Origin of the sequence: Dactylosporangium sp. NPDC000244 (genome assembly GCF_040300725.1) — a bacterium.
GTDB lineage: Bacteria > Actinomycetota > Actinomycetes > Mycobacteriales > Micromonosporaceae > Dactylosporangium.
The window spans coordinates 209,671-222,316 of sequence record NZ_JBEPEH010000020.1 but is presented as its reverse complement, the minus strand read 5'-3'; the positions used below and the strand labels follow the sequence as shown (position 1 = coordinate 222,316).

The 12,646-nt window shown below is 69.2% G+C and carries 21 protein-coding genes; 1 reads left to right on the top strand and 20 read right to left on the bottom strand.

Annotated elements, in window-relative coordinates:
* From ABT369_RS28410 to ABT369_RS28370, 9 genes are all read right to left on the bottom strand, one after another.
* The coding region (locus tag ABT369_RS28410) for a dCTP deaminase (RefSeq protein WP_502891834.1) at positions 1 to 167 on the bottom strand (167 nt) is incomplete at its 3' end.
* Positions 167 to 853, bottom strand: coding sequence for an FAD-dependent thymidylate synthase (gene thyX, locus ABT369_RS28405; protein ID WP_502891833.1), 687 nt, complete (start codon positions 851 to 853; stop codon positions 167 to 169). The genes ABT369_RS28410 and thyX, both read right to left, overlap by 1 nt.
* A 92-nt stretch (positions 854 to 945) precedes the next feature.
* Positions 946 to 1,497, bottom strand: coding sequence for a WhiB family transcriptional regulator (locus tag ABT369_RS28400; protein WP_350616426.1), 552 nt, complete (start codon positions 1,495 to 1,497; stop codon positions 946 to 948).
* 70 nt (positions 1,498 to 1,567) lie between these two features.
* Complete coding sequence (gene ssb / locus ABT369_RS28395) at positions 1,568 to 2,056, bottom strand: single-stranded DNA-binding protein (protein WP_350616425.1); 489 nt, start codon at positions 2,054 to 2,056, stop codon at positions 1,568 to 1,570.
* Positions 2,053 to 2,478, bottom strand: coding sequence for a hypothetical protein (locus tag ABT369_RS28390; RefSeq protein ID WP_350616424.1), 426 nt, complete (start codon positions 2,476 to 2,478; stop codon positions 2,053 to 2,055). The genes ssb and ABT369_RS28390 overlap by 4 nt, the downstream gene beginning before the upstream one ends.
* Complete coding sequence (dnaN, locus tag ABT369_RS28385) at positions 2,475 to 3,578, bottom strand: DNA polymerase III subunit beta (protein ID WP_350616422.1); 1,104 nt, start codon at positions 3,576 to 3,578, stop codon at positions 2,475 to 2,477. Before dnaN ends, ABT369_RS28390 begins: the two co-directional genes overlap by 4 nt.
* The gene (locus ABT369_RS28380) at positions 3,575 to 4,213 is read right to left on the bottom strand and encodes a hypothetical protein (RefSeq protein WP_350616420.1); all 639 of its coding nucleotides are present in this window, start codon (positions 4,211 to 4,213) and stop codon (positions 3,575 to 3,577) included. Before ABT369_RS28380 ends, dnaN begins: the two co-directional genes overlap by 4 nt.
* Positions 4,210 to 4,668 (bottom strand): hypothetical protein, encoded by a 459-nt coding sequence (locus tag ABT369_RS28375; protein ID WP_350616419.1) that lies wholly within the window; start codon positions 4,666 to 4,668, stop codon positions 4,210 to 4,212. The genes ABT369_RS28380 and ABT369_RS28375 overlap by 4 nt, the downstream gene beginning before the upstream one ends.
* Complete coding sequence (locus ABT369_RS28370) at positions 4,668 to 6,482, bottom strand: DNA cytosine methyltransferase (protein ID WP_350616417.1); 1,815 nt, start codon at positions 6,480 to 6,482, stop codon at positions 4,668 to 4,670. Before ABT369_RS28370 ends, ABT369_RS28375 begins: the two co-directional genes overlap by 1 nt.
* A gap of 143 nt (positions 6,483 to 6,625) precedes the next feature.
* On the opposite strand from ABT369_RS28370, the gene ABT369_RS28365 reads away from it, so the two are divergent.
* Positions 6,626 to 6,865, top strand: a complete 240-nt coding sequence (locus ABT369_RS28365) for a hypothetical protein (protein WP_350616415.1) — start codon at positions 6,626 to 6,628, stop codon at positions 6,863 to 6,865.
* Between the two features lie 6 nt (positions 6,866 to 6,871).
* Here the strand turns inward: ABT369_RS28365 and ABT369_RS28360 are convergent, their stop codons facing one another.
* The 11 genes from ABT369_RS28360 to ABT369_RS28310 form a co-directional block, all read right to left on the bottom strand.
* Positions 6,872 to 7,081, bottom strand: a complete 210-nt coding sequence (locus ABT369_RS28360; RefSeq protein WP_350616413.1) for a BldC family transcriptional regulator — start codon at positions 7,079 to 7,081, stop codon at positions 6,872 to 6,874.
* Positions 7,078 to 7,410 carry a helix-turn-helix domain-containing protein gene (locus ABT369_RS28355; RefSeq protein ID WP_350616411.1) on the bottom strand — a complete coding sequence of 111 codons (333 nt, stop codon included), beginning with the start codon at positions 7,408 to 7,410 and terminating at the stop codon, positions 7,078 to 7,080. Before ABT369_RS28355 ends, ABT369_RS28360 begins: the two co-directional genes overlap by 4 nt.
* Positions 7,407 to 7,889, bottom strand: a complete 483-nt coding sequence (locus ABT369_RS28350; protein ID WP_350616409.1) for a protein-tyrosine phosphatase family protein — start codon at positions 7,887 to 7,889, stop codon at positions 7,407 to 7,409. Before ABT369_RS28350 ends, ABT369_RS28355 begins: the two co-directional genes overlap by 4 nt.
* Positions 7,886 to 8,503: a hypothetical protein gene (locus tag ABT369_RS28345; protein WP_350616407.1), complete on the bottom strand. Its 618-nt coding sequence runs from the start codon at positions 8,501 to 8,503 to the stop codon at positions 7,886 to 7,888. Before ABT369_RS28345 ends, ABT369_RS28350 begins: the two co-directional genes overlap by 4 nt.
* Positions 8,500 to 8,706, bottom strand: a complete 207-nt coding sequence (locus ABT369_RS28340) for a hypothetical protein (RefSeq protein ID WP_350616406.1) — start codon at positions 8,704 to 8,706, stop codon at positions 8,500 to 8,502. Before ABT369_RS28340 ends, ABT369_RS28345 begins: the two co-directional genes overlap by 4 nt.
* Positions 8,703 to 9,344, bottom strand: coding sequence for an HNH endonuclease signature motif containing protein (locus ABT369_RS28335; protein ID WP_350616405.1), 642 nt, complete (start codon positions 9,342 to 9,344; stop codon positions 8,703 to 8,705). Before ABT369_RS28335 ends, ABT369_RS28340 begins: the two co-directional genes overlap by 4 nt.
* 266 nt (positions 9,345 to 9,610) lie before the next feature.
* The gene (locus tag ABT369_RS28330) at positions 9,611 to 9,805 is read right to left on the bottom strand and encodes a hypothetical protein (protein WP_350616404.1); all 195 of its coding nucleotides are present in this window, start codon (positions 9,803 to 9,805) and stop codon (positions 9,611 to 9,613) included.
* Positions 9,802 to 10,695: an exonuclease domain-containing protein gene (locus ABT369_RS28325; RefSeq protein ID WP_350616403.1), complete on the bottom strand. Its 894-nt coding sequence runs from the start codon at positions 10,693 to 10,695 to the stop codon at positions 9,802 to 9,804. Before ABT369_RS28325 ends, ABT369_RS28330 begins: the two co-directional genes overlap by 4 nt.
* On the bottom strand, positions 10,692 to 11,213 hold the full coding sequence (locus tag ABT369_RS28320; RefSeq protein ID WP_350616402.1) for a hypothetical protein: 522 nt from the start codon (positions 11,211 to 11,213) through the stop codon (positions 10,692 to 10,694). Before ABT369_RS28320 ends, ABT369_RS28325 begins: the two co-directional genes overlap by 4 nt.
* On the bottom strand, positions 11,213 to 11,659 hold the full coding sequence (locus ABT369_RS28315) for a hypothetical protein (RefSeq protein ID WP_350616401.1): 447 nt from the start codon (positions 11,657 to 11,659) through the stop codon (positions 11,213 to 11,215). Before ABT369_RS28315 ends, ABT369_RS28320 begins: the two co-directional genes overlap by 1 nt.
* Complete coding sequence (locus ABT369_RS28310; protein WP_350616400.1) at positions 11,656 to 12,633, bottom strand: hypothetical protein; 978 nt, start codon at positions 12,631 to 12,633, stop codon at positions 11,656 to 11,658. The genes ABT369_RS28315 and ABT369_RS28310 overlap by 4 nt, the downstream gene beginning before the upstream one ends.
* Between the last annotated feature and the right edge of the window lie 13 nt (positions 12,634 to 12,646).

Sequence of the window (12,646 nt, the reverse complement as noted above, 5' to 3'; positions counted from 1 at the left end):
TGCATCGCGGGGTCGATGTGGGTGTAGAGGTGGTTGTTGAACACCCGGAACCAACGGTCGAGCCGCACGTCGATGCTGGACGGCTGCACCAGCGCCTGGTCGAAGGGCTCGAGGCGCAGTCTGCCGGTGTCGAGCTCCTTGTCTAGGTCGCGGTCGGACAGGAGCATCAGGACCGCTCCGCGTACGGGCTGGACGCCACCTCGGTGCCGTCGGCGAGCTCGCTGATCGTGAAATCCCCGAACACGCTGGGCGCGACCCGCTGCAGTTCCCGCAGGCAGGCGACGGCGACCTCGCGGATCTCGATGTCGGCGGCCTCCGTGGCGCGCATCGTGACGAAGTGCCGCCAGGCCCGGTAGTTGCCGGTCACGACGATGCGCGTCTCTGCCATGTTGGGCAAGACCGCCCGGGCAGCCTGGCGCGCCTGCTTGTGCCGGTCCGTCTTCACCAGCCCGCGACCCTCCAGCAGCCGGTTGGCGCGTGCCATGAGCGCGTCGTACGCCGCCGTGATCTCGACGTTGATCGAGTCGAGGATGTCGCCCGCCTCCTGGTCGCCCGCGAACAGCGGCGGGACCACGACTTCACCACCGTCGGCCACGTACCGCTGGGACAGCTGCGAGTAGGAGAAGTGCCGATGCCGTACGACCTCGTGCGTGAACGACCGCGAGACGCCGGTCAGGTAGAACGTCACGGTGCCGTGCTCGAGCACGCTCAGGTGGCCGACCTCGAGGATGTGCTTGAGATACCCGGCGTTCGTGGCGGTCGCAGGGTTCGGCTTGCTCCACGACTGGTAGCACGCGCGGCCGGCGAACTCGGCGAGCGCCTCCCCGCCTTCGGCGTCGGTTTCCCAGGGCACCTCGGAGGGAGGCTCGAAGTGCGTCCAGGCGATGGCGTGGGCGCGCAGGGCGATCGGCGGGTGCTGGTTGGCGACGGGCGCCGACTGTTCGGTCACGCGGCAACTTCCTCAACTGTGTTGGTGGTAGAGCGCAGGTCACAACGACGCTGTACGGCCTTGTAGCCGACGTGCAGCTGCAAACGGATCTGCTTGACCGAGACGCCGGCGTCGAGCATCGCGTCGATCCGTACGTCGCGTTCGGCGGTCCGGACAGCCCGAGTGGAGGGCCGCTTGGTTGAGCCGCTGGCGCGTCGGGCCTTCTGCACCAGGTCGACGGGCACGCCGAGCCGGGCGGCGATGGCCTTGTTGCCGAGACCTTGTGCGACGAGGGCGTCGACGTCACGGCGGCGCTGGGCGACGCGGGCACTGCGGGTGGTGGTGGACGGCGGCGCCTGGTTGTAGATGGCGCGCCGGTCGGCTTCGGTGAGCCCGCCCCACACCCCGAAGGCCTCGCGGCGGGCCAGGGCTCCGTCGGCGCACGCCTGCCTGATCGGGCAGAACTCGCAGACGGCCTGAGCTTCGGCGATGCCGTCCGGGTCGTCGTGGTCGGGGAACATGTCGACGCCCGCCGTCCTGCAACGGGGACGAAACTGTTGGTCAGCCATGGCATACTCCGCGATAGTCGAAGGTGGATCTGGGCGGGTGCCGCAGCGTCATGCGGCACCCGCTTTACGTCTAGAACGGCGGCTCGTCGTCGAAGCTGGACTGCTTGCCGCCGGCGGGCGCCGAGTTCGCCCACGGGTCGTCGTTGCCGCCGCCGAAGCCCGAACCGCCGCCCTTGCCCGACGACTGGGCGCCGGAACGCTGCATCTTCTCGACCTTCGCCGTAGCGAACGCGAGGCTCGGGCCGATCGAATCGATGAGGAGACTCGGCGCGGAACGCTTCCCGCCGCCGTTCTTGTCCTCCCACTGCTCGGTCTTCAGCCGGCCGGTGACGACCACCTCTGTTCCACGCGAAAGGCTCTCGGCGGCGTGCTCTGCGGCCTGCTTGAACAGGACGCCGTCGACGTAGAAGCTGTCGCCGTCGGACCAGTTGCCTGCGTCGTCGCGCTTGCGGCTGTTGAACGCGAGGCGGACCTTGCACACGGCGGTGCCGCTGGGGGCGAAGCGGAGGGCCGGGTCGTCGGTGAGGCGGGCGACGCCGGACAGGGTGGGAAGGCTCATGCTGCGTCTCCTTGGGTTGTGATCTGTTTGGCGTATTCCCGGATGCGCTGGAACGCGACATGGAATACGTAGTTGCTGAGTCCCGCGTTCCTGGCGACCTGCCGCCCGCTGAGGTGGGGGTTGGCGACTCGGTGTCGGGCGGCCTTCTCTTGGATTCCGGTAAGGGCACGCCCAGCGTTCAGGACGGCCCGTGCGGCAGCGACATCCCGGCCGACGGCGTCGCGGGTGGGTGGCGCGTCAAGGTCGAGTGGCCGTGGGTCGTGGGCGCAGGTGTGTCGCCGCCAGGGTCCGGTGCCGATTTCGGCCCGGCCGTGCTGGTCGATGCTGATCCAGCCGTCGCGGCCCTGGTCGAGCCAGATGTCGTAGCCGTCGAGGTCGGCACGGACGATCGGCGTCCCGCAGGCGCAGAGGCGTCGGATCACTGCTTGCGGATCGGCACGATCAGGTGCCGGTAGCTGTCGTCGCCGACCGGCAGTACCTGCACCGGCTTGGTCACCGCGCCCATGCGCAGCGCGATCCGGCCCGTGCCCGCCGCTTTGATCGCGGCCGTCAGGTAGTCGGGGTTGATCCGGATCTCGATCGGCCCGCCGTCGATGTCGCAGTCCATGGCGGCGTCGGCGTCGGTGGAGTCCTCGCCCGTCGCGCGGATCGCCACACCGCCGTCGGCGAAGTCGAGGATGATCGGGGTCGCCTTCTCGTGGACCTTCGCGGCCCGGCCGACGTGCCCGGCGAACTCCTCGGCGTCCAACTCGACGGTCCTGTTGGTCTGGCCGTCGAAGAAGGAACGCAGCCGCTCGCCCGGGTGGTCGGTGAGCTGCGCGGTGACGACGGTCAGGTTGCCGTCGGACATGCCGAACAGGGCGTCGTCGGCGTACAGCGTCACCCGGCCGGACAGCAGGTGGGCGGTATCGGCGACGAGGTGTGCGGGCGGGCAAGCGTGGCCGGCCTCGCCCGACGCCTGCCACGAAACGACGCCGGCGGCGGCCCGGTAGCGGTCGCTGGCCAGCATGGTGAGGACGGCGTCGAAGCTGAACCACAGGCCGATCAGGTTCTTGGGCTCGGCGTCGGGTCCGGTGGCCGCGGCGACCCGCTTGACGGCCCGGGCGAATTCGGCGGCGTCGACGGTGCCGACGGCTGGCGGCAGGTCGGGCAGTTGCGGGTATTCGTCGACGGGCAGGGTGGGGAAGCCGAGCTTGACGGTGCCGCAGGTGAGCTTGAGCCGCCCGTTGTCGACGGTGAGGGCGACCGGTTTGGCGGGCAGGGTGTCGGTGAGCGCCGACAGGAGCCTGCCGGAGACGAGCACCTGCCCGTCGCCGCGCCCGTCGACGCTGACGGCGGCGGTCGCCGACGTGTCGTAGTCGAACGCGGCGATGCTCAGCCGGTCCCCGTCGACGGTCAGCTTGACGCAGGCGAGGGTTGGAAGGGCGGGCCGGGACGGCAGCCGTTTGGCGACGGCGGCGACGGCGGCCTTGAGCACGGCCTGGTCGACAGCGCAGGCCAACTGGGTGAGGACGGCGGTCATGCGGCGATCTCCTCTGCCGTGTCGAAGTCGAGGCGCAGCTGCTCGTGGTCGTAGATCGGGGCGTCCGGTACGACGGCGAGCATCTTGGCCTTCGGGTGGTTGTGGCGGTCCAGGAACTTGTGCAGCGCCTTGCGGATGACATCTGCGCCGATGTCGCCCGCCTGGTCGATCTCGAAAATGAGCGACACGCAGGCCAGCCGGAAGCTCTCCAGCGCGTCAACCTCGGCCTGTAGCTGTGCCCAGTGCCGTGACTGCTCTTCGGCGACCTTGACCAGGTCGACGGTGCGCAGCTCGGCCGGGATCAGCGCCAGAGCTGCATCGATCTCGCGTGCGGCGTTGGTACGGGCGCGGTCCCGTTCGATCTGGTAGCGGATGGCGATGTCGCGGAAGTGGTCGATGACGTCTGCGGTCGACTGGCCGTCCTCCTGCGGTACGCCCTCCCAGCCGTGCTCCAGCCAAACGTTCAGCCAGTCCCGCAGCTTGGTGGCGCGGGCACGGGTGAGCAGGACCGACTTGTCGCTGCCGCTGTGGTAGCCGATAGTCAGCACGGCGTCGTCGGAGATTGGGGTCTTGTGGCGCGGACCCAGCCGCAGGCGGCACTGGGCTTCGGCGATCTCCAGCGACTTGGGGTTCACGCGGCGGCCTGGACGGCGGCGTTGTCGACCTCTTCAGGGCCGACGAGGACGAGGCGGCGCACGGGCACGCCAGCCTTGTTGGTGTACCGCTCGTAGCGGGCGGTGTAGTCGCGCGCCACGCGGCCCAGGCGCTGCTCGGCCTCGGTGAGGGCGATCGGGTCGGACTGGTCGAAGGCGGTCATACGGTCGGGTCCTTTCGTGTGGACGACGCCACCGTGCTGGGTGGCCCAATTTTCGGCGTCGGTGAGCAGGTCGAAGAGGTGAAGCGCGAGCTGGTTGTCGACGTTGCGGCCGATGTGTGTCCATTGACCGCCGTTGCAGTCGGTCCAGGTCCACGGGCCGGGCTGGTCGAGGTAGACGGGCCGGCCATCGCTGTCTCGCAGACCCCAGCGGGTGCCGGGCAAACCGTCGGAGGTGCGGCGGATGGTGGCGATCTGGGCGTAGAAGATCCGCATCAGGCGGTCAGCCGGATCTCGTCACCGGTGATCGCCTCGACGACGGCGGCGATCAGGTCCCGGGCGGCCGGCGGGGTGACCGCGTTGCCGAGCATCTTGACCTTGTCGCGCTTCGCCCCGATGGGCATCTCGAAGCGGGCGGCGAACGCCATCCCGGCCTTGATCTCGTGAACGTCGAGCATCCTGAACGTGCACTGGTCGACCTCGACGGCGCGACCCAGCAGCGCATCGCCCTGCACGGTCGTCTGTGTTGGCAGCGGCAGGCCGAGCGGGCGCAGATGTCCCGTGTCGTAGCCGTAGATCGCGTGGTTACCCCACTGGACCAGCGACTGGTGACCCTTCGTCGTCAGCGTGCGGATCGGCTCGGTGACCGGAGTTGACATTTCGGCGCCGCCCTCGTTGTTGCGCATCACCAGGGCGTGATGGGTGCCGTTCGCCGCGAACGTCTGCGTCGGCCACTCCACCGCGGGCCGGGCGACACCGTTGTTGCGCAGCGGCACCACCAGGGCCATCTCGTGCCGGGCTGTCTGCGTCACCGCGGGCTCCGACACAGGCTTCACCTTCAGCCCGTCGCGGCCGGTCGTCGACACCAGCAGCGGGTCGATCAGCGCGTGGTTCGAGCCGTTCGCCACCACCGTCGCCAGCGGCTCCGACACTGGCGACGTGCGCGGCCGGTCCGAACGCAGCGGCGCCAGGAACGGCGGCACCACCACACCCTCGGTCTCGCGGGTCGTCCGAGCTCGCATCGGCTCGTCTGCCGATGACGCACCGTCGTTCCAGGTGCCGCCTGCCGGAACGAGCATCGGCGGGCACGCCAGAGCCTTCGTTGCGGTCGTCGTCTGGGCGGTCAGCGGCCAGTCCTGCGCTGACCAGGTGCGTACCCCGGGGCGCCGCTCGAACGTGTTCCCGGCCGCTTCGAGCGTGATCGGGCGAGCGTAGCGGCGCAGCCCCGCCTCGATCCGGGCGATCGTCTTCGGCTGCAGCGGCTTGACCCGGTCACCGATCCGCTCGGCGGGCAGCGTCCAGTCGATGGCGGACGCCGCGGCCAGGACGTACGGGTGGACAAGGGCGCCGCGGCAGCTGGTGGTAGGGCAGCGGTACACGTACTGCTGGCCGTACCGCATCGCGCGGCGCCGGCCGGGCTGCTTGTCGACGTAGATGGCCCGCACAACCCGCTCGCAGGTGGGGCACCAGGCGTTGGGGCGGGTCCACTTCGCAAAGTCGGGGGTGCGGTAGCAGGTCTTCCAGAACACGAAGTAGACGCGGTCGCGCAGCTGCGGAGCGGGCGCGCCCAGGTGGTGGGCGAACGCCGAGTTGAGCACGACGATCCGGTGCTGGTAGCCGAGGGTGGCCATCTGGGCGAGCCACGTGTCGAGGTCCCACCAGGCGAGGATGTCGGTGACGTTCTCGACGATGACGGCCTTGTAGTTGTGGAACGCGGCGAACTTCGGGACGGTCCACATGCCAAACCGGGACCGCTGCTTCGCCTCGTCAGCTTCGGGCTCGTCGTCGGCGAACAGGTCGCCCTGCAGCGCCTTGGCGTCGTAGTCGCGCTTCTCCCCACGCGCCACGGACCACGTGGTGCATTCGGGGGAGAACCAGCCGATGTCGGTGGCTGCGTACTTGCGGGGGTCGCCGTCGGCATCGTCGGTCATGTCGATCCGGTCGTGGTCGACGTGGGGCATGTTGTGGTTGTGCGTGGCGATGGCCTTGTCCCAGTGGTTGAGGGCGTATTTGACGCGCACGCCGGGGACCATTTCGGCGCCGGAGGATGAGCCACCGGCGCCGCAGTAGCCGTCGAGGACAGTCAGCACGTATGTGCTCCTTGAGCTGCGGGAATCTGCGGAATGGAGGGATGCACCTCAACTGTTTCTGTAGGTACAGTAACCCATGTTAGTGTGGGTACACAAACCATCGACCCAAGAGAGCGAAGATTTCTGTGGGTACACTGACGCGCGTGCCACGCCCCGCCACCGGCAAGACGCCGATCCGCAACTTCCGCGTCAAAGCCGAGCACTACGACCCCGCCGTCCGCATCGCCTGGGCGCGCGGCGAATCGCTGACCGACGTGGTCGAGAAAGCAATCGCCGCCTACGCTCGGCGCCACCGAGACGAGGACCCCGGTGCCGAGGCATACGAAGCGGCCCGGACCGCGGCGGGCCGACCCCGAAAGACCGCCCCACCGCCCGCCGAGTAGCCCCCGTCACTGCATCCCCAGCGGCGGCTCAGCGCTGGCGGACAGCAGTGCCCGCACCTCGAGCGCCCGATACCGGCGGTGCCCGCCCAGGGTCCGGATCGACGTCAGCCTCCCGGCCTTCGCCCAGCGGGTCACCGTCTTCGGAGCGACATGGAAGAGCGCGGCAACCTCGGCCGGGGTGAGAAGCGCATCTACCTGCAGCGGCTTCCGCTTCACACCGCACCGCCCTTGCCGGCGAGAGCCCACACGAGCTGGCTGCGCCGGCGAATCCCCAGCACCGAGTACGAGAGGCGCAGATGGGTCTTGACCGTGTCCTCGGACAGGAACATCCGCGCCGCGATCTCCCGGTTCGACAGCCCCGCCGCGGCCAGCGTGCACACGTGCAGCTGCTGGTCGGTGAGTGATTCGCCGGACTGCCGCCGCCAGTCAACGATCCTGAACAGGTCCGCGAGGGCGCGCAGGTGCTCGTCGATCTGGTCCTGGATCGCTGCCGCCGCTGGCGACATGCCGGCCCTGATGCCCTTGGTGACCAGGTCGATCGTCACGCGGCACCGTCCTTCGCCAGCCGCTCAGCCTCCTCGTGGATCAGCTCCACGAAGTGCTGGTTGCACAGCGCGTACGGCGACCGCCGCTCCCGGATCAGCGTGATGGCCTCACCTGCGCCCATGCCGAGCCGCAGCAGGATGAACGCGGTCAGCAAGCCGGAGCGGTTATAGCCCGCCTGACACCTCGAGAGCACGCGACGGCCGTCCCGGATCGCCTCGGCGCCGAGGTCCGCGAACCGCAGCACCGCCGCCATGTCGTCGGCGTTGAGGATGCCGTCCGGCACCCGCGCATACCGGCGCTGCACCCCGACGGCCGGGCCGCACCCGTACCGCTCGTACAGGCTGAGGACCAGGTCGAACTCGTCGGCGACGACCACGTTCTCGACGCGGCCCTCCGTAGAGAAGTAGTCGTGGCCGCCCATGAACAGGCCCGGCCGGATCTCCGACCAGGGGCGATCGCAGTACGGGACGCCGATCACGCTGCCACCTCGCCCAACTCCGTGATGGTCAGGACGACCTCGCCGAACGGGCACAGCTTCGGGTTGGCGACCTTCTCCCCGAACCGGATGTACGGCCCCTCCAGAAACTCCGGCGTGTCCCGCTCGATCAGCCCATAGCCGGGTGCGGTCGACACCTGCCCGGCCCGTTTCCCGCGCTTGATCTCCTGCCGGAACGGGGCGCCGAGGCCATCGGTTGCCGGCTTGACGACCAGCGGGTGATAGTTCGCCTCGTCGCGGTCACTGCGGTTCGACGTGAACCGCAGCTCGAAGTCGAGGCGGACCTTGGTGAGCCCGGTCGGGAGTTTCGCCGCCTTGGCATGCACGAACGTCGCCTCACGCCACGACGTGGTGAGCCCGTGCCGGGTGCGCCAGTAGACGTTGCCGTTGCCGGACAGCATCTTGTCCGGTGCCGGGAACCGTAGCGTCCACCGGCGACGCCCGTGCTCGTCCAGGTCGGCCAGGTATTCGACGGGCGCGGTCGCGGCGACGGTCGGCTTCGGCCGTCGCTTCTTGCGCGGCGCCGCTCTCTTCGCCGGCAGGGTGAGGACGGGCGGGAGCAGGCCGGGCAGGGCCTGCTGAACTACAGAACTCACTGCTTCGCCTCCTCGCGGCGGTTCGTGCAGTCGGGGCAGAGGTCGCGGGTGATCTGCCGGTCTCGGTCGCCGCGGCGGTCGCCGACGGTCCAGCCCTCGCGGCGCAGGAACTCGGCGTACTCCGGCCACGGCGGCGGATGGGCGGCGGCGGTGATGCCGCAGCCGGACGGGTCGTCGCACATGACGACGAGCGCGAGACTCACGCCGCACTTCCGATGACAGCTGGAGACCGCCGGTACCGAATAAGGACGGTCTCGTCGTGGTCTCGCCTGATCGGACATTGCAGTTTTGCGAGAAACACCAGAAACGCGGAGGGGCCAGCCGGGTCGGCCACCACGCGTTCAATCCGCCGCCAGCCTCGCCATTGAATCTCGTGGAGTAGGGGGTCGAGCTGATCGACTGGCATCAGAGCGTCGGCGCCGCTGGGAAGGAGTCCGGCGCCTACATCCCAAGAGCGGCGGCGGATGTCGCGCTTGCAGCGACTTGCGCATGCGTCGCAGCTTCTCTTGCCATCTCGGGAGATGCGAACATTGCCCGAGTCGTACTTGTGGCCGGCCGGGCAATGGGTTTTGGCGCGGTTGATCGAGTACGTGGTACGGGAACAGTTCCGCATGTTGTCCAGGGGGGTTGCAACACGCAGATGATCAGGGTTAATGCAGCGCCTATGCAGGCAAGTCGGCCCTCCCGGGCACTGTTCGTCCCGGTTGTGGCACTCGTGATCGACGTGCATGCCAGCCGGAATCTGGCCGCGCCACAGTTCGTATGCCGCGCGATGCGCCTGGCGCCAACGTCCCCGTACCTTGATCCGGGCATAGCCGGACGCTTTTACGCCGACCTTCATCAGCCAGCATCCATTTGCGTGTGCCGTAACGCTTGCGCGAAGCCGGTCGACTAGCGGCAAAGCGTCAGGGTTCAGGCTGGCGGCCTTCTCTCGGCGAAGGCATCCACAGGACGTTGTCGTCACGCCTAGATGACCAGGCTTGACCTGCTTGCTGTTTCCGCAGTCGCAGATGCACTCGATGAACCGGTCGCCCGGAGCTCGATCTCGCGTGACCGTAAGGCGTCCATAGCGCGAGCCGGCGCTGATGCGCTTCATTCGCAGACTCATCAGCTGCACCTACATGATGTGGCGGAGAACGGAGGCTGGCCGTCCGCATGCTCGAGGGTCGCGATCCGCGCCTCGACCTCGGCCGCCTCGTGCTCGTGCCAGATGGCGAGCTCCCAGTCGGCGTTGTCACGGTCCTGCTTGGCCAGGTGCTGCAGCTGCTGGTGTTCGCGGCGCAGATGCTCGAGCATCGTCACGGCGCCACCGCCGCGAACGGCCACTCGGTCCGCACACTGTCGGCGCGCTGGACCAGCTCGGCGGCCTGCTCGCGCAGGAGCTGACGCCGCTCATCCGGTGACGCGTCCGTAATCTCGGGCAGCGCCGGCGGCTCGTCCCGGTCGGCCTGCGCGGACAGCTTCAACGCCTCGTCGCGCCAGTAGTCCGCCAGGGACAGCGACGACTCGCGGTATCGCTCCGCCTGCCACCCTTGCAGCGCATCCAGGCTGAGTCCGCTGAACGCATGGAACGCGCGGACGATCTCGTCGGGGCGGCGCCGGTCCGCGTACAGCTGCCGGAGCTCGACGGCCGTCATGTGCGAACGCTGGCCGATCGTCCAGGCGATCCTGGCGGCGGCGAGCGCGTCGAACGTCGAGTCGTGGGCCCCGTCGAGCCGGACACCGTAGTGCTCGCACGCCGCGGTCAGGGTCCGCTTGCCCTTGCGGTAGCGGTCCAGGGCGCGGTCGATACACAGCGGGTCGATGATCTGCGCGCCGGCGAGGAGGTCCCCGAACGGTGGGAGGTCGAAGCGGCGGGTCTCGCGGTCGAGGAGGGTCGTGTCGTACGGCGCGTTGTAGATCACCACGGGCAGGTGGGCGGCGATCGCGGTAGCCAACGTGCCGACGATCTCCGGCAGTACGTCGGCGAGGGGCTTCCCCTCCGCCCGGACGCGTTCCGTCGTGTACCCGTGCACCTCCGCGGCCCCGGCGGGCACCTCAACGCCCGGATCGGCGACCCACGACGACACCTCCGTCGACCGGCCGCCGCCGACCATGGCGATGCAGGCGGTGACGATCCGGGCCTCTTCCGGGTCGGGCGCTGTCGACTCAAGGTCGAACGTGCACAGGCGCTGCGCGTGCCAGCCGGTCATGACCGCTCCTCAATGTGTGCGGCGGTGTGCCGGATCGCGAAACGGATGAGTCCGTCGAGGTCGTTGAACTCGAAATACGGCAGGCCGTTCGCGTGCTCATCGCCGTGACCGCCGTAGTAGGCGATCGGGAAGTACGTCGCCGCCTGACCCGGCGCGTTGGCCGCGCATTCGCCGCAGTTCAGCTCGACGCCGGAATTCTCGTCGCCGACGAGCTGCAGGTAGTCAGGGATCTGGACGTCGGCCCGGCTCTGCGTCTGCGCCTCGCGTGCGAGCCGGGTTGCGGTGTCCAGGTCGTGCCAGTACTGCGCCTCCCACTCGGGACCGCTGCGACCGTCCTTCGACCACATCCCGTCGGCGGCGAGGTACATGCCGCGCTTGCCGGACAGGTCACGGACCGCCCAACGGCCGCCGGGCCGCTCAATCACATGCAGCTCGCCGACCTTGTGACGCAGAACGCCCGGTGGGGTGGCCGCAGCGTCAAGAGCTGCGGCCACCGTCTTCTCGTCGAATGCGTTCATCAGTGGAGGCACCGTTTCGAATCGGCCGGTCGGCTGCTGAGGATCAGCGGCCCGTACACCCGGTTGATCTCGTTCGGCTCGTCGTCCGCCGGCCCGCCGGTGATGCGGACGAGCACGCCGCTGGACTCGAACAGCCAGTGGTCGTCGTGGTCGTCCTGCCACACGTCGCCGACCTGCGGCGGCCACCCCGCCGGGTCTTCCGGCGGGGTGTAGCGGTGCCCGCGGGGCGTTCCCGTCGCAATGAGCCGGGCCCAGTCGGTGACATCGTCACCGTCGCCGACGATCGGCAGGAGCATGTTCAGCGCCGTCGCGCCCGCCACGGCGAGCGTCGCGTACACCTGCGCGAGGGCGATCTTCTGATCGACGGTCAGGGTGTCGTCGGGGTGCTGCTTGTGGATGTCGCGCAGCATGATCTGCGCATCGCCGTACCGGTCGGCGCCGCTCACTGGAGCTCACCCTCGATCGGGTCTTCGAGCTCCGCCCCGCCCATGTCGACGTCGGGCGTCGCCTCGGCCGCGGGCATCGGCAGCGCCTCCAGCGCGTCGATGACGACCTTCGCCTCGTCCTTCGTCAGGTCGTTGCGAGACGCGATCTGCCGGCCAATCTTCTCGGCGACGAAGTCCCGCTGCTGCGCCGGGGAATTCAGCCCCCTCTCGGCGAACAGGGCGAACATCTTCCCCTGCTGCGCCTTCGTCATCGGCTCCGCGTCGGCAGGCGGAGCTGACTTGGGGAGCGCATCGCCGACCTCCGCCGTCGCCCGCACCGGCTCGTCCACGTCGGGCACGCCACCGCCGAGGATCTCGGCGCCCGTCACCCGCGACGGGGCGGGCATGTACCCGGGCTCTGCGCCCATGTCCTGCGCCTCTTCCGCCGACGCCATACCCATGATCGCGTCGTTGGCGACGAGCTTGCAGACCTCCGACGTCGCCCGAGCGATCAGCATCGCCTTCGGCTGCGTCCCCCAGTTCGGGTTCTTCTTCGGGAACCCCGCCTTCACCGCCCGCGGCATGTCCCACTCGGAGAACTGCCACGCCGACTCGTCGCCCACGTGCTCCTTCCGGCGGCCCTTCATCACCACCCGCGTGTCGCTCGCCTCGACGAGCCGGATGTCGTGGCCGTGGCTCTGCACCACCGCCCGCAGCGTCTCCGCCGCCGGGCGGGGCGTGCCCTGAATGTCGTGGAAGGCGCGCATCGACGCCATCGGGTCCAAGCCCAGCTCGGCGCCGGCGAGGAACGCGGCGGCCATCTCGGCGGGCTTCCCCCGGTACTTCGCCGGGACGAACGACGTGTTCGCGAGCTTCTGCGCCATCTGGTAGGCGGCGTCCGCGGCCCCGGCCCAGTCGATGATCCGTTCGACGGCCGAGTTCTGGACGGGGACGAGGTCCGACGCGGGGGTTTCGGCGCGCATGGCAATGGTCACGGTCGTGTCTTCT

Bases quoted from the DNA above. Each gene is read 5' to 3' on its own strand.
- ABT369_RS28400 (WP_350616426.1), bottom strand. From the start codon at position 1,497: ATGGCTGACCAACAGTTTCGTCCCCGTTGCAGGACGGCGGGCGTCGAC.
- ssb (WP_350616425.1), bottom strand. From the start codon at position 2,056: ATGAGCCTTCCCACCCTGTCCGGCGTCGCCCGCCTCACCGACGACCCG.
- dnaN (WP_350616422.1), bottom strand. From the start codon at position 3,578: ATGACCGCCGTCCTCACCCAGTTGGCCTGCGCTGTCGACCAGGCCGTG.
- ABT369_RS28375 (WP_350616419.1), bottom strand. From the start codon at position 4,668: ATGCGGATCTTCTACGCCCAGATCGCCACCATCCGCCGCACCTCCGAC.
- ABT369_RS28335 (WP_350616405.1), bottom strand. From the start codon at position 9,344: ATGAAGGTCGGCGTAAAAGCGTCCGGCTATGCCCGGATCAAGGTACGG.
- ABT369_RS28325 (WP_350616403.1), bottom strand. From the start codon at position 10,695: ATGACCGGCTGGCACGCGCAGCGCCTGTGCACGTTCGACCTTGAGTCG.
- ABT369_RS28320 (WP_350616402.1), bottom strand. From the start codon at position 11,213: ATGAACGCATTCGACGAGAAGACGGTGGCCGCAGCTCTTGACGCTGCG.